Below are 17,458 nucleotides of genomic sequence, written 5' to 3'. Positions count from 1 at the left end.
TTCCGTCAGGAGTAACGCAGGTCGTCCGTGGTCGCGTACCAGTCGAAGGGCGTGCCCGAGGAGTTGACGACGACGCTCTTCGACCTGGTGTACGCGCGGTACGCTTCCATGCCGTTCTCCGAGCCGATGCCGCTGTCCTTGGAACCGCCCCACGGCGACGCCGGGTCGACGCGGTGGTGGTCGTTGACCCACACGATTCCGACGTCGAGCCCCTCGGTGACGCGCAGTGCGCGCCCCGAGTCCGCCGTCCACACCGAAGCGGCCAGCCCGAAGGGGCAGTCGTTGGCCTTGCGCACCGCGTCAGCCTCGTCGTCGAACGGCACGACGACGGTGAGCGGCCCGAACACCTCCTCGTACCAGAGCTCGTGCTCAGGCCTGACGCCGCCGACGACCGTCGGCTCGTAGAACCAGCCGCACTCCAGGTCCGCGCCCGTCGGGACCCGGCCGCCGCACAACACGTACGCGCCCTGCTCGGTGGCTCGGGCGACGGCCTGCTCGACCTTGTCGCGCTGTGCCTTCGACACCAGCGGGCCTACCTGGGTATCGGCGGCGAGCGGGTCACCGAGGCGCAGCTGACACGTACGCTCCGTGAAACGCGTCACGAACCGGTCGAACAACGGGCGTTCGACGAGGATCCGCGCACCCTGCACGCAGGTCTGCCCGGTGGCGATGAAGGACGCGAACAGCGCACCGGACACGCTCCGTTCAAGATCGGAGTCGGCGAAGATCACCACGGGCGCCTTGCCACCGAGTTCCGCGGTGACCGGGATCAGCGAGCGGCCCGCGTTCGCGGCGACCACCCGTCCCGTCTCGGTGCCGCCGGTGATGTCGAGTTTTGCGAGCCCCGAGTGCTCCGACAGGGCGCGTCCGGTGGTGGCGCCGAGCCCGGTGACGACATTGACGACGCCCGCCGGAACCCCGGCCTCCTCCAACAGCGCGGCCAGCGCGAGCGGAACGACGGGGCCGAGCTCGCTGGGCTTGAGGACCAGGGAGTTGCCGGCCGCCAGCGACGGCGCGACCTTCTTCATGGTGATCAGCAAGGGGTGGTTCCAGGGTGTTATGAGTCCGGCGACTCCAAGTGGCACCCGCTGGACGACGTTGAGATATCCCGCACCGAAGTCCGGCACGCTGCCCTCGGTGGTCTGGGCCACAGCGCCAAAGTATTCGAACCACTCCGGCAGCCGGGCCAGTTGAGCGCGCATCTCGCGCAACGGCCGGCCGATCTGCAGTGTCTCGAGACGGGCGTACTCGTCGATGCGGCCGGCCAGCAGGCCGGCGGCACGGTTCAGCACGCGGGCGCGCAGCCGTGGCGCCATGCCGCGCCAGCGCCGGTCGTCGAAGGCGGCGCGGGCGGCGACGACCGCCGCGTCCACGTCGGCGGGCGTTGCGTGGGCCACGTCGTAGAGGTGGTCGCCCGTGGCGGGGTTGGCGACGTCGAACGTGGCGCCGTCGGACGCGGGGACGTCCTTGCCGTCGATCCGCAGCAGGAGAGACTCAGCCATGATGTGCGCCTTCCGCGGGCCTGGTGGGCGCGCCCACCGGTCCGACGAGTTCTTCGATGGTGGTGTGGGCGACCCGGGCCAGGTCGTCCTCGCCGAGCCGGATCCCCGCGAGCTGGGCGGCTAGACCGTCGGCGCCCATGTCGAAGGGGGTGTCGGTGCCGAGGACCACCCGGTCGGCCCCCACTTGATCGATGAGCCACGCCGTAGCGGCCGGATTGTGGGTGAGTGTGTCGTAGTGGAAGCGGCGGGCGTACCGGCTGGGGGGCAGCGCGCATCCCTTCGCCTCGGGCCTGACCCGGTGCCCGTGGTCGAGCCTGCCCAATTGGTAGGGCAGGTGCCCGCCGCCGTGCACGAGGACCACGTCCAGGCCGGGCAGTGCGTCGAGCGTGCCGGACAGGATGAGACGGGAGGCGCACACGGCCGTCTGCCAGGGGTTGCCCTCCAGGTTGGTCAGGTAGAAGTCGTCGAGCGGGCCGGGTGTGGCCCCGACGTAGTACGGGTGCACCACCAGCGGTACGGACAGCTCCTGGGCGGCCGCGAGGACGGGCCGCAGGCGTGCGTCGTCCAGTGGCACGTCCTCGGCGTGCGGGCCGATCTGCGCGCCGCGCAGCCCGAGGGTGTCGACCGCCCGACGCAGCTCCTCGACGGCCGCACGCGGGTCCTGCAGCGGCAGAGTCGCGAGCCCGGCGAACCTGTCGGGCGCCTGGCCCGCCATTGCCGCGATCGAGTCGTTGACGGTGCGCGTAGCCTCGACGGCAGCGGCCGGCTCGATCCAGTACAGGAACAGCGGTGGGGCCACGGACAGCAGGGCCGCGTCGACGCCCTGCCGGTCCATAGTGGCGAGCCGGGTGGACACATCGTGGAAGTCGGGCAGCAGCGGGTAGCGGTACCCCTGCCGGTGCACCACCCATGTCGTGCCGTCCGGCTGCTCCTCCAGCCGGATACCGTCGGGGGCTCTCCCGGCGCGCATGGCGTCGACCAGCACGGGTGGTATGACGTGCGCGTGGGCGTCCACGACCCTGAGGCGGGTGCCGCGTGCGGGTGTCGTGGTACTCATAGGGCGGCCAGCACCTCTTTCGCTTGCGCGGTCCAGCCGAACGCCTGCCTGATGACCAGGAGCGCCGCCTCGTGGGCCGCCTTGTCCATGGTGTCCACACACTCCTCGACGACAACGGGGACGTAGTCGCGTGTGTTGGCGGCGACGGTCGTGGCGAGCACGCAGCTGTTGGTGTTGACGCCGGTCAGCAACAGGGTGTCGACGTGGCGTGAGCGCAGGACGTGTTCGAGGTCTGTGGCGGCGAAGCAGTCGTACCGCTTCTTGCCGGTGACGACGAGATCGTACGCCGGGTCGTACACCTCGGGCATCAGTTCGAGGCCCGGGCTGCCGGGCAGTTGGTGGCGCAGGACGTTTCTGCGGCTCGCGCCGGTGTCCGCGACCGCGGCCCACCAGGGATTGGAGGCGATGTCCTCGACGCCCTGGTACGACGTGACGACGTGCACGACGGGCAGGCCGCGCTCCCGGACGCCCGCCAGGAACTCGGCGTTGGCCCGGGTGACGCGGGCCGCGTCGACGGCCGGCAGCGGCATGGTCGCCACTGCCGGGTCGAGGTGGCCGCGGTGCAGGTCGATGGTGACGGCGGCGGCACGGCCGTAGGGGATGGCTGAGGCATTCACCGGATCTCCTTGGGATGGGGGCGGCGCTCTGTGAGCCCGGTCGGCAGGACGTAGTCGACGTAGTCCTCGGCGGGTACCTCGTTCACCCGGTCGAGCAGCCAGTCGGCCGTATAGGTCAGCCAGTTGGGGCCCAGTGCGACGGACGGGGTGGGAAGCGACAGCGCGTGCCTGCCCTGCTGGTAGACGAGCATCGGCGCCGGGGTGGGGCAGTCGGCTGCCAGCGCGTAGCTGTGCTCGATGGGGGACAGTTCGTCCTCGTCGCCCGCGACCACCAGCCAGGGTGCGCTCATCCTGCCGATCAGCGGACGCAGGTCGATCTCCTCGGCCATCCGGTCGAAGGTGGCCTCGTCGTGTTCCAGCCCCGACATCCACATGTAGCGGGCTTTGAAGGACGGCGAGGCCATCTCGAAGATCATGTGGCAGCCCGGCTCGTGGCAGACCAGCCCCACCGCGGTGCCCCGCAGTGACGGCTGGGTGGCCGCGATCTGCGACATCCAGTACGAGCCGAAGGACAGTCCGAAGCCGACGATCCGGTCGTCATCCACCTCGGCCCGCTCCCGGCACCACGCGACAAGCGCCGCGCCCGCCTCGATCCACGCGGTCGGGGTGAACTTCACGCCCCGCACGGATGCCTCGCCCTGTCCCGGGCCGTCGAACGAGAGGACCGCGAAGCCGCGTTCGAGCAGTTTGTCGCCGTACAGATTGACGTTGAGTTCCTTCGGGGCATCCATGCCGCCGCAGGACAGCACGGTCGGCACCGCTCCGCCCGCGTATCCGCGCGGCAGGTGGAACCAGGCCGGGATGAAGTAGTCGCCGAACGGGATCTCGACCCGTTCGACGTGATGGTCGGCCAGGCGCCCGTAAGCGCTGTAGCAGGCGTTCTTGAGGTCGTCGAGGCGGGTCAGGCGTTCGCAGTCCTCCCAGATGGGCCACTCGGCCGTGGCGTAGAGCAACGCCGCGTGGAAGTAGTGCTCCCGCGCCGCGACGGGGCGGCTTCGACTCTCCGCCTCCTCGGCCAGACTCCGGCGCCGCTCGGCAAGCTCGGTGAAGACGGGCACAAGGTCGGCGAACTTGTGGATCCGGGATTCGGCCACCCGGAAGTCCGGGGTGGCGTCCACCCCCATGGGCCGCAGCGTGTACGCGACGCGGGGCTGGTCCCATTCGAGGCCGTCCGTGCGCAGCACCGAGTCGGTGATCCAACGTTGTTCATGCCAGCGGCGTGCGCCTGCGGTGCTGTTCATGCGGGCGGTTCCTCCTGGAGACAGGGGTGGTGGAGCGTGAGCTGCCGAACGGTCAGCCGGGCCCGTTGGTGCGGGCGAGGGCCCCCGTCCGCACGAACAGCAGGGCGGCCACGCCGACCAGGGGCAGCACGGTGAGCTGCCACAGGCCCGCGCCGCCCCACCCGGCCGCGCCGACGAGCGCGGAGAACAGGTAGCCCGCGAAAGCGGCGGGCAGGTAGAAGGACGCGACGAACAGGCCCGAGACGCGGCCGATCAACTCCGGCTGGACGGCGCGCTGCATCGCCGAGTAGATGTTGACGAAGAGGAATCCGCTGGCCAGCGCGCCCTCGGCGAACGAGAGTGCGTACTGTGCGCCCGCCGTGGTCGGCCCGTTGAACAGCAGGTAGCCGACGACGCAGCCAACGAGCGCCGCGACGATCATGACGGCACGCTGGTTGAGCCGGTCGCCGAGCCAGCCCGCCGGGATGCCGAGCACCGCACCGACTCCGAACATGCTGGCGGCGAGGGAGGCCTGGCCGGTGCCGAAGCCGAGCTGGGTCTCCAGGAAGGTCGGGTACAGCCCGATGTAGCCGTACATCGAGATGCCGACCGCCGCCGCGGCGAGCATCAACAGCAGCACGTTGCGGTTGTAGAGCGCCTTCGGCACATGGTCGAGGCGCAGCCTGGGGCCCGACCGCAAGGCGGTCTCCCCGCGTTCCGTGAACGACTTGCGGATGACCAGCGAGACGATGGCGACGAAGGCCAGCCCGATCAGGCCGTAGGTCCAGAACGGTGTGCGCCAGTGGCTGTTGCCGCCGGCCAGGTACGAGCCGAGCAGCGGGCCGATGAAGCCGCCGATGCCGTAGGCGAAGTTCAGCGTTCCGAGCGCCATGGCGCGGTTGGCGAAGAAGTACGCGCCGACTGCCGAGAACAGCGCGCCGTTCTGCATGGCTTCGCCGACGCCGGACGCCGCGCGGTAGGCGATCATGTCTGGGAATCCGACCGAGAGTGTGGTCAGGATCGTGAAGACGGAGTAGACGGCGATCCCGATGACGATCACGCTCTTGCGGGACAGCCGGTCGAGCAGGTAGCCGGTCGGCACGCCGGCGATACCGATGCCGAGGGTGAAGATGGTGGAGAGCAGCCCGCCCTGGCCGAGGCTGAAGCCGTACTCGTTGCGTATTCCGGGCAGAAGGACCGAGAACACCTGTCGGTCCATCGCGTTGACGACGTAGGAAGCCGCCAGGACGGCCAGGCTGACAAGAGCGAGGGTCGTGCTCAGCCGGGGACCGGCGACGAAGGTGCGCCCCCTGTGGCTCCGCGTCTCGGTATCTGCTGCTGCGACCACGAGGTTGCCTCCACTGGGGTTCGGGTAGCATGCCGATAGGCATCCTATAAAATGCAAACTATCAACTGTCAAGAGTCACTGAGAGTGAGCCGCAATGCAGAAGCCGCTCGTGGCTGTCGCCTCCCTAGGCGGAACGATCACGATGACCAGGGATGTCGCGACGGCCGCGTCCGACGATCCGAGCCCCCGCCGTACACAAGGAGTGACCCCGTCCTTGACGGCGGCCGACCTGACGTCGGCGGTGCCGGAACTGTCCGCCGTGGCGGAGATCCGCGCCGAGACCCTGTTCACCATGCCGGGCGCCTCCATAGGCGTCACCGAACTCCTCGCGGCGCTCGACTGGGCGAGGGCGGCCGTGGCCGACGGCGCCGCCGGTGTGGTGCTCGTGCAGGGCACGGACACACTGGAGGAGAGCGCCTACCTGCTGGACCTGTACTGGGACCGGCCAGAGCCACTGGTGATGGCGGGCGCCATGCGGCCCCCCCAGTACCCGGGCGCGGACGGCCCGGCGAACCTGATGGCGGCCGTGCTCACCGCGGCCGAGCCCGATGCGCGCGGCCTCGGCGTGCTCGTCGTGCTGGGTGACGAGGTGCATGCCGCTGTACGCGTACGGAAGACCGACAGCAGCATGGTCGGCGCGTTCAGCTCCGCACCGTTCGGCCCGCTGGCGCGCGTGCACGAGGGGAGGGTCGCGTACGGGAACCGCCCACCACGCCCGCGTCCTGCCCCGCTGCCCCGGCCGGCCGCCCCGGACAGGTCACCTCGCGTAGCGCTGCTGGAGACCTTCCTCGGCGACGACGGCGACCTGCTGAGCCTCGTCGCGGACGCGGGCTACGACGGCACCGTGCTCGCGGCGTTCGGCGTGGGGCACGTATCGGCGGACCTTGCCGCCGTGATCTCCAAGGCCAACGAGCAGATGCCCGTGGTGTTCGCCACGCGGACGGGTTCGGGGCCGGTCTTCCACGGAACGTACGGCTTCACGGGATCCGAGCGGGACCTGACGGTTCGTGGCGCGATCCCCGCGGGTTGGCTGGACGCCCGCAAAGCGCGGCTGCTGCTGTGGGCGCTGCTCGCGGCCGGCAGCGACGAGCGGACGGTCCGGGCCGGGTTCGCCGCGCGCGCCGAGCCATGAGTCGGCGGCATCTAAGCTGAGGGTGAGAGCATACGATCCAGGTCTGGAGGCAGCGGTGACGTTCGGCAGGCTGGCGGCGCCCGGGCGGGCTCGCACGGCACACGAATACGCGCTGACCAGTCTGCGTACCGCCATCCTCGACGGCACGCTCACCGGCGGCACCCGCCTGGTGCAGACGGAGCTGGCGGCGGAGCTCCATATCAGCACCACACCGCTGCGTGAGGCGCTGCGCGACCTGGCCGTCGAAGGGCTCGTCGTCATGGACCCGCACCGCGGTGCCGTCGTAAGACGGCTCGACATCGACGAGGTGCGCGAGATCTACGAACTCCGCATCACCCTGGAGCCGCTGATGGTGCGCCGGGTGGCCGCGCGGATCACCGAGGCGCAGCTGGACCGTGCGCAGGACCTGGCCGAGCGCATGCAGAACGAGGACAACCTGTCGGCATGGGTGGACCTGAACCGGGAGTTCCACGGGATCTTCGGAGAACCGGACCACGGCAGCAAATTGGCCGGCATCCTGGCCAATCTGCGTGACAGCGCCTCCGCGTACGTGAGCCTCTCCCTGCAGGCCAGGCCTGAGCAGGTGCCCGACGCCAACACGGAACATCTCGCGCTGGTACGGCTCTACCGTGCCGGCGAGGTGGACGCCGTCGAGGAGCTGACCCTCCAGCACTTGCGCTCGACCCTCAGCGCGATCGAGGACTCCGACGTCATTCAGGCATCCTGATCCGGACATCGTGATCCGGCGTCCCCGGGCTTCTGACGGGGTACCATGCGGCGTCGCCGAATCGACCGAGTGGACCCTGTGGGTGCCGATAATTCATCCGCGCAGCCCAGCAAGCTGACAATCGAACGGCAGAACGCTCGACGCGAACAGGAACTGAACGAGTTCAACAATCTGCAGCTCGACACCTGAACCCGTTCAATTTCAATCTCACCGCGGCGACCGTTGAGGCCTGTAGGGTTCCAAAAGTCTTGCACGTTCGCTGACCTGGGAGTTGGCCGGCTTCGCTGATCTTTCTCAAGTGGCGCTGCGGTACTGGTTCAGCCCGCTGACCAGATCCACGCCACGGGCGACGGCCCCCGGGTCGGGGCACAGGACGTCGAGGAGTTGCGGCGCGCCGCTGACGACGTACGGCATTGGGACTCCCGCTACGGAGGCGGCAGCTGGCGCAGCACCCCTATGCCCGCCCTTCCGTTCGAGCGTGCCGCCCCGCTCTTGCGCGGCACCTACACCCAGAAGGTAGGCGTACAGCTGCTCGCCGCAACGTCCCAACTGGCCCGGCTCGCCGGCTGGATCACCTTCAATGCAGGCAACGACCAAGCCGCTCAACACCACTTCGCCCAGGCACTCCGGCCGGCCCGGTCCGCAGGCGACCGCCCGCTCGGCGCCTACGTCTGCAGACCCTGCTGCGCGGCCACCCCCAGGAGGCCGTCGACATGGCTCAGCGAGCCCACGACCGCCCAGGGGGACGCGAGGCCGCCTCAGTACGGGGTTTCGCCAAGCTGATCGAGAAGAAGCCCGGAGTAATCGTCAAGACCTGTGGATCAGGTGATCCAGCGATCTTCACTCGTTGGTGTGCCGGTGGGTGAAGCGCATTCGAATCTTCCTGTTGTTCTCCCCGTGCCGAGCCACCTCCCGGAAACCATGCCGCTGGTAGAAGGCATGAGCACGGGTATTGATCGCGAGCACGTCAAGGATGAGGTCCCAGCCCCGCTGGGCTGCGGTATCGATCAGGGACTGGAGCAGCTGGGCACCGATGCCTCGCCCCTGGTAGTGGGGATGGAGTTCGATCCGCCCCAGGTAGACCTCGAGCGCGCGGTACTCGACGACCAGTACGCCCGCGTCGGTCCCGTCGACGGTGATGACCTGCCATCGATCGGATCGAACCCGCGCACGTGATAGGCGTGTTGATCTTCGTCATCCCAGCCCCAGATCGCCGCGACGTAGTCGCCCATGGCGGCCTTGTGGAGCTGGAAGCAGAGCTCGCTGTCGGCCGGGGCTGCCGGTCGCAGGGCAACGGTGTTCATGCGGCGATCACTCCAGGGCGTTCGATGAGTTGTCCGCGTTCGAAGTGGGCTCCGGCGCGGACAAGAGCGACGAGGTGGGGAGCGTTCACGGCCCTCCAGCGGGCCTGGGCGGACTCAACGAGTTTGAAGACCATTGCCAGGGCGGCGGTGCGGGAGCCGGCTCCGCGGGTGACCTTGGTCCGCAGGCGGACGGTGGAGAACGTGGACTCGATGGGGTTCGTGGTTCGCAAGTGGATCCAGTGCTCGGCGGGGAAGTCGAAGAACGCCAGCAGCTCCTCTTGATCGTCGGTGATCTTCTTGACGGCCTTGGGGAACTTTGCGCCGTAGAGCTTGGCGAACGTCTCGATCGCCGCCTCGGCATGGTCGCGGTCCTCGGCGTTGTAGACGTCCTGGATCGCTTTCTTCGCTCCGGGCTGCGCGGATTTCGGCATGGAGTCGAGGACGTTGGCCGTTTTGTGAACCCAGCACCTCTGCTCGCGGGTAGCGGGGAACACCTCGGCCAAAGCCTTCCAGAAACCCAGGGCACCGTCGCCGACCGCGAGGACGGGGGCGCGCATGCCCCGGCGTGCGCAATCGCGCATCAAGTCGGCCCAGGACTCGGCAGATTCGCGGTAACCGTCAGCAAGGGCGACCAGCTCCTTGGAACCGTCAGCGCGGACCCCGATCAGGACCAGGACGCAGGCTTTGGTCTCCTCCAGGCGGACATTGAGGTGTATGCCGTCGGCCCACACATACACGTAGTCGACCCCGGACAGGTCATGGTCCATGAACGCCGCGTGGTCGGCCTGCCACTGCTGGGTCAGCCGGGTGACCGTGGCCGGCGACAGTCCGGCCGCGCTGCCGAGGAACTGCTCCAGCGCCGGGACGAAATCCCCCGACGACAGGCCGTGCAGGTAGAGCAAGGGCAACACCTCGCTGACCGCCAGGGACTTGCGGCACCACGGCGGCAGGATCGCCGAAGAGAATCGCTTGCGTTCGCCCGTGGCCTCATCGACCCGCTTGTCATTCACGCGCGGGGCCTTGACCTCGACCGCCCCGGCCGCGGTGGTGACCTTCCTGGGCTGGTGGTAGCCGTTGCGGACCACGAGCCGCCGGCCGGTCTCGTGCCGCTGGTCGGCCAACTCGGCTATGTACGCGTTGACTTCGGCCTCCAGGGCCGCCGCAAGCATTCGCCGGGCGCCCTCCCGGACGATCTCGTCGATCAGGGAGCCGTTCGGGGTGGTGCCTTCGTCGTTGACTACGCTGAGCACGGGCGTGCCTTCCCGACCGGTGCTGCGAACACCGGCCTACTCGATGACCATCAGTCGATCATTCGGGAAGGTACGCCCTCCGCGTGCAGTTCCCGACACCGATCCACAGGTCTTGAGCATTGCTCACTGCCGTGCCCTGCTCCACGACTGTGCACTCGAAGCCGGGACGTTCCCAGGAGAACTGAGCAGCCACCTCGCAGCCGCCCTGCGCACGAGTGACGATGTCATTCGCCAGAGCCTCGGCACCTGGAGCAGGCTCGCGCAAATGGAGAAGGCAGATCGTCACGATCTCGTCCATCTCCGCGGGATGCCAAGGTGATGACTGCCAGTCACGCACGCGGTGTCATCGCTGATGGGCGCCCCCGGCCTCGCCCAGCGATTCGCCCGCCCCTACCGGCGCAGCGAGGGTCTGTACGCTCACCGGTGTAATTGATGATCATGGAAGAGACATCAAGTGACTGACACCGTGACCGCGTTCGTGGACGCCGATGACCAGGCGGATCTCTCGCCGGAGGCCGCGACGGTCGAGCAGAAACTGATCGACCAGCTCGTCGAACGGGCCCGCAGTAAGGGGCTGCAGCTGACCGGCGTGGGCGGGCTGCTGCAGCAGTTGACCAAGACGGTTCTGGAGTCCGCGCTGGAGGGCGAGATTACCGACCATCTCGGCCATGGCAAGCACGACCCGGCGGGCAAGGACGGCAGCAACTCCCGTAACGGCCCGGTCCAAGACGGTGCTGACGGACATCGGGCCGGTCGAGATCGACGTGCCCCGCGACCGGGAGGGCTCCTTCGAGCCGGCCATCGTCAAGAAGCGGCAGCGCCGGCTGACCGGCGTGGACGAGATGGTGCTCTCGCTGCCGCGAAGGGCCTCACGCACGGGGAGATCTCTGCGCACCTGGCCGAGGTCTACGGCGCGGACGTGTCCAAGACGACCATCAGCACGATCACCGACAAGGTGATGGATGGCATGGCCGAATGGCAGAACCGGCCGCTCGACCGCGGGCGGTTTCCACTGATCGTTGCGAATCAGTGGTAGGCGAGTTCTCTCGACCAGCGTCTCATGGCCTCGGCCGGGGTGCGGTCTGCGAGGACTCGGCGGGGGCGTTCGTTCAGTTGTCGTTCGACTTGCGCGAGATCGCGGAGGGTGTAGTGGGCGAGGCTGGTGCCCTTGGGGAAGTACTCCCGCAGCAGCCCGTTCGTGTTCTCGTTGGTGCCGCGCTGCCATGGTGAGTGCGGGTCGCAGAAGTAGATCCGGAACCCGGTCAAGTCCTCTATTTCCTCGTGGTAGTAGAGCTCTCGACCCTGGTCCCAGGTGAGCGTACGCCGCAGGCTCGTGGGCCAGCCGCCGGTCTGTTCCACGAGCGCATCGCGGACCTGCGGGGCCTTCCAGCCGTCGGGCAAGTGGATGAGCCGGACGTAGCGGGTGGCGCGGTCGACGAGGGTCCCGATCGCGGAGGACTGTGCCTTGCCGACGATCAGATCGCCCTCCCAGTGCCCCGCCCGTCGGCGGTCCTCGGCTTCTCTGGGCCGGGTCTGGACCGGCCGCATGTTCGGGATGGCGTTCTTGGAGGGTATGCCCCGGCGCTGCTCTTGCGGCGCGTCCTTGGAGTACGTAGCCGTGCGGTGCGCTTGTCGAGCAGTCCGTTGTAGAGCGCGCGGTAGATCGTCTCCGGGCATGCGTTCATCGCTGGCTCGGCGGGGCGGCTCCGGGCGAGGTGACGGGTGATCTGCTGCGGCGACCACCGCTGCTTCAGCTTGTCGTTGATGAAGGCCCGCAGCTCGGCATCCACACGGAGCTTTTCCGGTTTGGGGCGACGGCGCCTCAGGATGGCCTGATTGCGGGACCACCACGGGTTGTACGTGCCCTCGGGGCCCCCGCGGCCTCGGGCGATCTCGCGATAGACGGTGGAGCGGTGCTTGCCAATCTCCTCGGCGATCACCGCCGCGGTGCGGCCGGCGAGCAGGCCCTCGGCGATCGCGAGGCGGTCGTCCTGGGTGAGGTAGCGGTCGTCGATGGGCTTGTTGGGCAGCAGCATGCGTCCAGCCTTGATGAACCACAGCGAGCCCGCGCTGGTGGATACGCCCACTCGGCGGGCAGCGGCTGCACCTTTCAGGCCACCTCTACGCAACTCGAAGTACGTCTTCGGCACCGACAGCGGCAGCCTGTTCGCTCCACCTCGCGACATGGGTCGACTCCTGTCGGGTGTCGCAACCACCGATGGAAACCGCCGCGTCTACCCGGTCGTCTTCATTGACGCTATCAACGTCAAGATTCGCGATGGCCAAGTAGCGAACAGGCCGATCTACGTGGCCCTGGCGGTCACCGCCGAGGGACACCGCGACATCCTTGGCCTGTGGGCCGGCCACGGCGGCGAAGGCGCGAAGCACTGGCTTCGAGTGCTCTCCGAGCTCAAGAACAGGGGCGTCGAAGACGTCCTCATGCTGGTCTGCGACGGGTTGAAGGGGCTGCCCGATGCGGTCGGTGAGGTCTGGCCCCGAACAGTGGTGCAAACGTGCGTGGTCCACCTGCTGCGGGCGTCATTTCGATACGCGGCCCGGCAGGACTGGGACAAGATCGCCAAGGCTCTCAAGCCCATCTACACCGCGCCGACCGAGGACGCGGCCACGACGCGGTTCCTGGAATTCGCCGAGACCTGGGGCAAGAAGTACCCGGCGATCGTCCGCCTCTGGGAGTCCAGCTGGCCCGAGTTCACGCCTTTCCTCCAGTTTGATGCCGAAATGCGCCGCATCGTATGCACAACCAACAGCATCGAGAGCGTCAACGCCCGAATTCGCAAGGCCGTCCGCTCCCGCGGGCACTTCCCTACGGAGCAGGCCGCCCTCAAGTGCGTCTACATGGCCGTCATGAGCCTCGACCCGACCGGCGCCGGCCGCAAACGCTGGACCATGCGCTGGAAGGGCGCCATGAACGCCTTCGACCTGGCCTTCGACGGCCGCCTCACCGCAGGTCAACTCTAGCCACACCCACCTCAGTTACACCGCTCGCTTTACAGACCCTCGGCCGTCCGATGTCGTGGTCGTACGCGAGGCCTGCGCGCCGCGTTATGTGGTGTATCGGTCGGCGGGCGTGGCGAGCGACAGGGTGGGGATCAGAGCCAGGCGGCTGGCCTCGAACGTCTCCCATGCGGTGTAGTCCCGGAGCGACGGAATGGTCACCAGTTCGCCAGCCTCCAAGCCCGCGAGCGCGGCCTCGGCTGCGACCGAGGGCTCCATGACACTTTCGGCGGGGAGTTGGTCCAGTTCGATGCCGGAACCGTTCCAGAAGGCGGTTCGCAGGCCGCCGGGCAGAACGACCTGAATGGTGACGTTGCTGTCGGCGAACTCCTGCGCAAGGCCCTGGGTGAACGCGAGGACGTAGGCCTTCGTACCGCTGTAGGCGGCTCCTATCGGCATTATGTTCAGCGCGAGCGCAGACGCTATGTTGATGATCGTTCCGTTGTCGCGGTTCGCGAACGCTTTTGCGGCGGCGGCGGCGATACGTGTGACGGAAGTGACATTGAGTGTCACGAGGCTTTCCAGCACGTCGGGGTCCGTGGCCTGCAGCGGGGCGAACAGAGCACCGCCGGCGTTGTTGACGAGTGTGTCGATGCTGGCGTCGTCGGCGAGCCTTGCCTCGACCGCGCGGATTCCTTCCGCGGTGCTGAGATCGGCGGAGAGTACGGAAACGGAACGGCCGGTCGCCGAGCTGATCTTGGCAGCGGCGGCGTCGAGCCGGGCCTTGTCTCGGGCGACGAGGATGATGTCGTGTCCACGATCGGCGAGAAGCTCGGCGTAGGCCGCGCCGAGGCCAGCGGTCGCACCGGTGATCAGGGCGGTTCCTTCGGTGGGTGAGCTCATGACTTGCCTCCAGATGCGGTGGGACTGTGGGTTGAGATGGCTCGCTTGGTCATGCGGTCATGCCCAAACCGTAACCCACTGACTTGTTTCTAGCAAGCTAGCTAGACCGAAGGATCGGCGGCGGCGAACCGGGTCGCCCGAAGGGTGCACAATGGTGTCCATCCTGCAAGGGCGGCCCTATCTCTGCCGCCGCCATGCGCCCACCCATGTGTTTACCCAGGGCCGGATCCCGCCCACGGCGACACTGGTCACGACTTGTTTGCGAGGCTGAGTTGTGCCTGGCTACTCAAGTATCGGGGTTACGCATCGCTACTCAGGTAGACTGAAAATCATGACGGCACCCCGGACGAAGGCTTCTCGGCAATCGGCACCGGACTGCTCGATCGAACGTTCACTGCTGGTCCTGTCCGACCGCTGGGGCTTCCTGATCATGCGCGAGGCCCTCATGGCGGGCGTCGAGCGGTTCGCCGACTTCCAGAAGTCCCTTGGCATCGCGCCAAACATCCTGACCGATCGCCTGGAACATCTCGTGGCGGCCGGAGTCATGACGAAGCGCTCCTACAAGGAACCCGGCGCCAGGACGCGGCGGAGTTATCACCTCACCCAGGCCGGCAAGGACCTGGCTGTGCCACTGGCCGCACTTCAGCAGTGGGGGGACGTGCACAAGCCGCCGCGCGGCGGGCCGTCGGTGGAGCGCCGCTCCTCCTCGGGAGCGCGGGTGCACGTCTGCTTCCTCGATGAAGCAGACAGTCCGGTCCCCCAAGAAGACCTGACATTCATCGAGGCCAGCCGCCCCTCCGACCGCTAGCTTCCCTTTCGCACATCACATGCGGAGCCAGGCCGCGGGGCGACAGGGCCGAGCTGAAAAGGGCCGCCACGGCCCCGCCGCCCGCAGGGCCGGCTGACGTCTCGCCGGTGTTGTCGCGGCCTACCGGTAAATCCGCCGCCGACCTGGCTGGCCCGGCGAGCGAAGGCGCACCCGGGAGTCGCCGTTTCCATCGCATGTGACCAGATGAAGCGCGCACTTCCGCGACATGAGGCCCTCAGCTTGACGTTTAACCTCGGTGGGCTTGGTGTTCCTTGATCGACTCGGCGCGCTTGACGGTCTTGCCGACGTCGTGGCGCTTGGCGCGCTGCTTGTTCTTCGAGCCGGGCGGCCGTCCGGGGCCCGGCGGGACGGTTTCGGTGCGGCTGCCGGACGGGCTGCTGTCGCGCGGACGTTGCGAAACCCCCGGCGGACGCGGGCGGGGGTGAGGCGACGTGGTTCGGCAGGCCGTTCCCAGGGACGGCGCAGGTCTTCGGTGAGGGGCCGGGCGAGGCGGAGCTGGGTGTGGGCGGCGATGATCAGCCAGGTCCACAGGTCGGCGGTGTCGGCGTGGCGGATCTTCGGGGCGGTCCACCCGAGCGTCTGCTTCATCAGCCTGAACGTGTGCTCGAGATCGAATCTGCGGAGGAACGACTGCCACCAGCGGTTTACGTCCGCGGGCGTGGCGGCGGTGGCCGAGCACCACAGCCAGACCGGTTTCGGGTCGCGGTCGCCCGGCAGACGCTCGACCTTCAGGCGGACCAACGTGCCGTGCAGGATGGGTAGTTCCTCCTTCGCATGTTCCAGCCAGGGGCCGCGGTGGGTGAGTCTGGGGTGCATCCGGTCCCAGGCGATCGCCTCGGCGGTGCCGTAGCGGGTGGTGTCCGTGGCCGTGGTGACTTCGGGCTCGTGCCAGCTGTCGGGCTTGGCGAAGGTCAGGACGCCGCCGTGCCGGCGCGGCCGCCCGCCCCTCGGCCCGGAGCGGGCAGGACCGGGGTCGCGGAGCATGACCCGGTCCGAGCGAAGCCGTCCGACCAGCACGACCGGCAGGTCGGCCAGGGCGTGGGAGAGGTAGGCGACGTCGTAGCCGGCGTCCATCACGATCAGAATCTCGGGATCGCCCGGCCGCCACTGCCCGGCCTGCCTCAACCGCTCAACGACACCGTGCAGTTGGGCGGCGGTGACGGCGGTTGTGTCGTCGGCGGGCCCCAGGCGCACGGCGTCCAGCAGCGCGACCCACGAGGTGCGCCCGGACTCCAGCGCGGCGACGAAGGAGTACTGCCAGCCCGGCACAAACTGGTCCGTCTTGCGGTCGCCGCGCCCGTAGACATGGCAGAACAGCCGGTCGTCGCTGGTCGGCGCGTCAGAGCGCAGCCAGTTGCTCACGTCCACGGCCAGCACGATCCTGCCGTCGGCCGCCCTCGGCAGCGGCAGGCCGGACAGGGCGCGGCGCAGCCTGACCGGCTCCAGCCAGCCCCGGTCCAACGCGGCGTACAGCGCACCGTGCCCGCGCCGGTGCTCGGCCGCCAGCGACAGCTCGACCAGGGCCTTCACCGGCCCGTCCGCACACAGCACCGCGTCGGTCAGCTCGAAGAGCACATCCGCGCGGGCGTACAGGCACTCGTAGAACTCAACCCGAAAGCGGGACAAGATGCCCAACGCGTCGCCTCCGGGCGCTTCGACAGGGAGACTCATGCAGCGGCCGTTCTCTTGTGCTCCGTGACTCGACATCTCGAAGCGTGGAGAACGGCCGCCTCCACTGTCCCGGGAAGAACCGCAGATCAGCAGGTCGGGTGACCAGCGAGGTTAAACGTCAAGCTCAGACGTTGTTGTCGTTCCGAACTTGAGGGCGGCGTTTTCGCTGGTCAGGCATAGATTGAGTGGTTCCGTGGGAGTTGTGGCCTGTCGGGTTGTCGCTCGCTGGGGAGGCCGGGATGCCGTCGGTTGTCGGACTGCTGGAACAGCACGAGGTCGCTGCTCGTCGTCGTGTCGACGGGCTGCGCGAGGAGGCCGATCGCATCCAGGCCGAGTTGGCCGAGGCCGAGCAGGAGTGGCAGGAGTGGTCGGTCGCCCGCAGGCGGGTCGACGCGGTGCTGGCTCCCGGGGGCGATGACGAGGCGGAAGCCCGCCGAAGCTCGCGGGATGCGGTGAAACCGAGGTCGCAGGTGCCGGTGTGGCGTGAAGGGCTTGCCTGGCCGGTGCTGTCCGGTGGACTACCAGCGGATCGTGCAGGCGCTCGCGGACCGGTCCCGGCTCCATCAAGGGCCGCTGACGTGCCAGGAGATGGCCGCTATGTTCGGGATGGATGTGGTGCCGGCGCGGGTGGAGGCGTTGCGGTCGAAGGCGAAGCGCCTGGTCGCGCGGGGCTGGCTGGCCGAGCCGGGGCCTCGCCGGTTCACGCTCGCGAAGGGTGTGGCCGGGCCAGGCGGCGGGTCATGAGCAGGATCATCGACCAGTAGACCATCGCCTCCGCGCTGGTGGTGCGGCGTTCGTAGTCGCGTGCCAGCCGACGGGTGCGCATCAGCCAGGCGTTGGTGCGCTCCACGATCCACCTCCTAATGAGGTTGTCAAGCCGTAGCGGTGACGGGGAGGTTGCTCTGGTAGCACTGTCCGTCGCGGATGAGAGCCCACAGGACGT

At 68.4% G+C, this 17,458-nt stretch carries 14 protein-coding genes and 5 pseudogenes; 6 read left to right on the top strand and 13 right to left on the bottom strand.

The genetic code is table 11. From position 1 onward, the window contains the following. Positions 1-5: 5 nt before the first annotated feature. Genes ABZ396_RS39915 through ABZ396_RS39895 form a run of 5 tightly spaced genes read right to left on the bottom strand, consistent with a single transcriptional unit; the run spans position 6 to position 5,744 of the window. On the bottom strand, positions 6-1,502 hold the full coding sequence (locus tag ABZ396_RS39915) for an aldehyde dehydrogenase family protein (protein ID WP_358923447.1): 1,497 nt from the start codon (positions 1,500-1,502) through the stop codon (positions 6-8). Further along, a complete protein-coding gene (locus ABZ396_RS39910) occupies positions 1,495-2,559 on the bottom strand; it encodes an amidohydrolase family protein (RefSeq protein WP_358923445.1) in 1,065 nt (354 codons plus the stop codon). Before ABZ396_RS39910 ends, ABZ396_RS39915 begins: the two co-directional genes overlap by 8 nt. Continuing rightward, positions 2,556-3,176 (bottom strand): isochorismatase family cysteine hydrolase, encoded by a 621-nt coding sequence (locus ABZ396_RS39905; RefSeq protein ID WP_358923443.1) that lies wholly within the window; start codon positions 3,174-3,176, stop codon positions 2,556-2,558. The genes ABZ396_RS39910 and ABZ396_RS39905 overlap by 4 nt, the downstream gene beginning before the upstream one ends. Further along, positions 3,173-4,417, bottom strand: coding sequence for an alpha/beta hydrolase (locus ABZ396_RS39900; protein WP_358923441.1), 1,245 nt, complete (start codon positions 4,415-4,417; stop codon positions 3,173-3,175). The genes ABZ396_RS39905 and ABZ396_RS39900 overlap by 4 nt, the downstream gene beginning before the upstream one ends. 52 nt (positions 4,418-4,469) lie before the next feature. Continuing rightward, the gene (locus ABZ396_RS39895; protein ID WP_358923439.1) at positions 4,470-5,744 is read right to left on the bottom strand and encodes an MFS transporter; all 1,275 of its coding nucleotides are present in this window, start codon (positions 5,742-5,744) and stop codon (positions 4,470-4,472) included. 94 nt (positions 5,745-5,838) lie between these two features. Between ABZ396_RS39895 and ABZ396_RS39890 the strand changes: the two genes are divergently transcribed. Continuing rightward, positions 5,839-6,876, top strand: a complete 1,038-nt coding sequence (locus ABZ396_RS39890) for an asparaginase (RefSeq protein ID WP_358923437.1) — start codon at positions 5,839-5,841, stop codon at positions 6,874-6,876. A 55-nt stretch (positions 6,877-6,931) separates the two neighbouring features. Continuing rightward, entirely contained in the window at positions 6,932-7,603 is a 672-nt protein-coding gene (locus ABZ396_RS39885; RefSeq protein WP_358923435.1) for a GntR family transcriptional regulator, read from the top strand. An 840-nt stretch (positions 7,604-8,443) separates the two neighbouring features. Here the strand turns inward: ABZ396_RS39885 and ABZ396_RS39880 are convergent. From ABZ396_RS39880 to ABZ396_RS39870, 3 genes are all read right to left on the bottom strand, one after another. Beyond that, complete coding sequence (locus ABZ396_RS39880) at positions 8,444-8,713, bottom strand: GNAT family N-acetyltransferase (protein WP_359187091.1); 270 nt, start codon at positions 8,711-8,713, stop codon at positions 8,444-8,446. A gap of 190 nt (positions 8,714-8,903) precedes the next feature. Beyond that, complete coding sequence (locus ABZ396_RS39875; RefSeq protein ID WP_358927007.1) at positions 8,904-10,157, bottom strand: IS256 family transposase; 1,254 nt, start codon at positions 10,155-10,157, stop codon at positions 8,904-8,906. Between the two features lie 58 nt (positions 10,158-10,215). After that, positions 10,216-10,455 carry a hypothetical protein gene (locus ABZ396_RS39870; protein WP_358927008.1) on the bottom strand — a complete coding sequence of 80 codons (240 nt, stop codon included), beginning with the start codon at positions 10,453-10,455 and terminating at the stop codon, positions 10,216-10,218. Positions 10,456-10,692: 237 nt separating this feature from the next. Between ABZ396_RS39870 and ABZ396_RS39865 the strand changes: the two are divergent. Beyond that, positions 10,693-11,154 (top strand): annotated as a pseudogene (locus ABZ396_RS39865) (transposase); the annotation flags it as partial. A gap of 29 nt (positions 11,155-11,183) precedes the next feature. Here the strand turns inward: ABZ396_RS39865 and ABZ396_RS39860 are convergent. Next, positions 11,184-11,705: an IS30 family transposase gene (locus ABZ396_RS39860; RefSeq protein ID WP_358927009.1), complete on the bottom strand. Its 522-nt coding sequence runs from the start codon at positions 11,703-11,705 to the stop codon at positions 11,184-11,186. Continuing rightward, a complete protein-coding gene (locus ABZ396_RS39855) occupies positions 11,633-12,193 on the bottom strand; it encodes a helix-turn-helix domain-containing protein (protein WP_358927010.1) in 561 nt (186 codons plus the stop codon). Before ABZ396_RS39855 ends, ABZ396_RS39860 begins: the two co-directional genes overlap by 73 nt. A 193-nt stretch (positions 12,194-12,386) precedes the next feature. On the opposite strand from ABZ396_RS39855, the pseudogene ABZ396_RS39850 reads away from it, so the two are divergent. Then, a pseudogene (locus tag ABZ396_RS39850) lies at positions 12,387-13,136 on the top strand (IS256 family transposase); the annotation flags it as partial. Between the two features lie 84 nt (positions 13,137-13,220). Here ABZ396_RS39850 and ABZ396_RS39845 read toward each other — a convergent pair. Next, positions 13,221-14,015, bottom strand: coding sequence for an SDR family NAD(P)-dependent oxidoreductase (locus ABZ396_RS39845; protein ID WP_358927011.1), 795 nt, complete (start codon positions 14,013-14,015; stop codon positions 13,221-13,223). A gap of 331 nt (positions 14,016-14,346) precedes the next feature. Here ABZ396_RS39845 and ABZ396_RS39840 point away from each other — a divergent pair, with 331 nt between their 5' ends. Next, positions 14,347-14,823, top strand: a complete 477-nt coding sequence (locus ABZ396_RS39840; RefSeq protein WP_358927012.1) for a helix-turn-helix domain-containing protein — start codon at positions 14,347-14,349, stop codon at positions 14,821-14,823. A gap of 247 nt (positions 14,824-15,070) precedes the next feature. Here the strand turns inward: ABZ396_RS39840 and ABZ396_RS39835 are convergent. Next, a pseudogene (locus ABZ396_RS39835) lies at positions 15,071-16,515 on the bottom strand (NF041680 family putative transposase). A gap of 239 nt (positions 16,516-16,754) precedes the next feature. On the opposite strand from ABZ396_RS39835, the pseudogene ABZ396_RS39830 reads away from it, so the two are divergent. Further along, a pseudogene (locus ABZ396_RS39830) lies at positions 16,755-17,259 on the top strand (hypothetical protein). Here ABZ396_RS39830 and ABZ396_RS39825 read toward each other — a convergent pair. Beyond that, a pseudogene (locus tag ABZ396_RS39825) lies at positions 17,216-17,383 on the bottom strand (IS5/IS1182 family transposase); the annotation flags it as partial. The pseudogenes ABZ396_RS39830 and ABZ396_RS39825 overlap by 44 nt on opposite strands. Between the last annotated feature and the right edge of the window lie 75 nt (positions 17,384-17,458).

It is taken from the genome of Streptomyces sp. NPDC005866, assembly GCF_040629895.1.
In the GTDB taxonomy this organism is placed as follows: Bacteria; Actinomycetota; Actinomycetes; order Streptomycetales; family Streptomycetaceae; genus Streptomyces.
Note: the sequence above shows the minus strand (reverse complement) of the source record. Positions and strands in the feature narration are given on the sequence as shown.

Excerpts from the sequence above, each read along its gene's own strand:
- ABZ396_RS39915 (WP_358923447.1), bottom strand. The coding sequence starts at position 1,502 with ATGGCTGAGTCTCTCCTGCTGCGGATCGACGGCAAGGACGTCCCCGCG.
- ABZ396_RS39910 (WP_358923445.1), bottom strand. The coding sequence starts at position 2,559 with ATGAGTACCACGACACCCGCACGCGGCACCCGCCTCAGGGTCGTGGAC.
- ABZ396_RS39900 (WP_358923441.1), bottom strand. The coding sequence starts at position 4,417 with ATGAACAGCACCGCAGGCGCACGCCGCTGGCATGAACAACGTTGGATC.
- ABZ396_RS39890 (WP_358923437.1), top strand. The coding sequence starts at position 5,839 with ATGCAGAAGCCGCTCGTGGCTGTCGCCTCCCTAGGCGGAACGATCACG.
- ABZ396_RS39870 (WP_358927008.1), bottom strand. The coding sequence starts at position 10,455 with ATGGACGAGATCGTGACGATCTGCCTTCTCCATTTGCGCGAGCCTGCT.
- ABZ396_RS39860 (WP_358927009.1), bottom strand. The coding sequence starts at position 11,705 with ATGCGGCCGGTCCAGACCCGGCCCAGAGAAGCCGAGGACCGCCGACGG.
- ABZ396_RS39855 (WP_358927010.1), bottom strand. The coding sequence starts at position 12,193 with ATGCTGCTGCCCAACAAGCCCATCGACGACCGCTACCTCACCCAGGAC.
- ABZ396_RS39845 (WP_358927011.1), bottom strand. The coding sequence starts at position 14,015 with ATGAGCTCACCCACCGAAGGAACCGCCCTGATCACCGGTGCGACCGCT.
- ABZ396_RS39840 (WP_358927012.1), top strand. The coding sequence starts at position 14,347 with ATGACGGCACCCCGGACGAAGGCTTCTCGGCAATCGGCACCGGACTGC.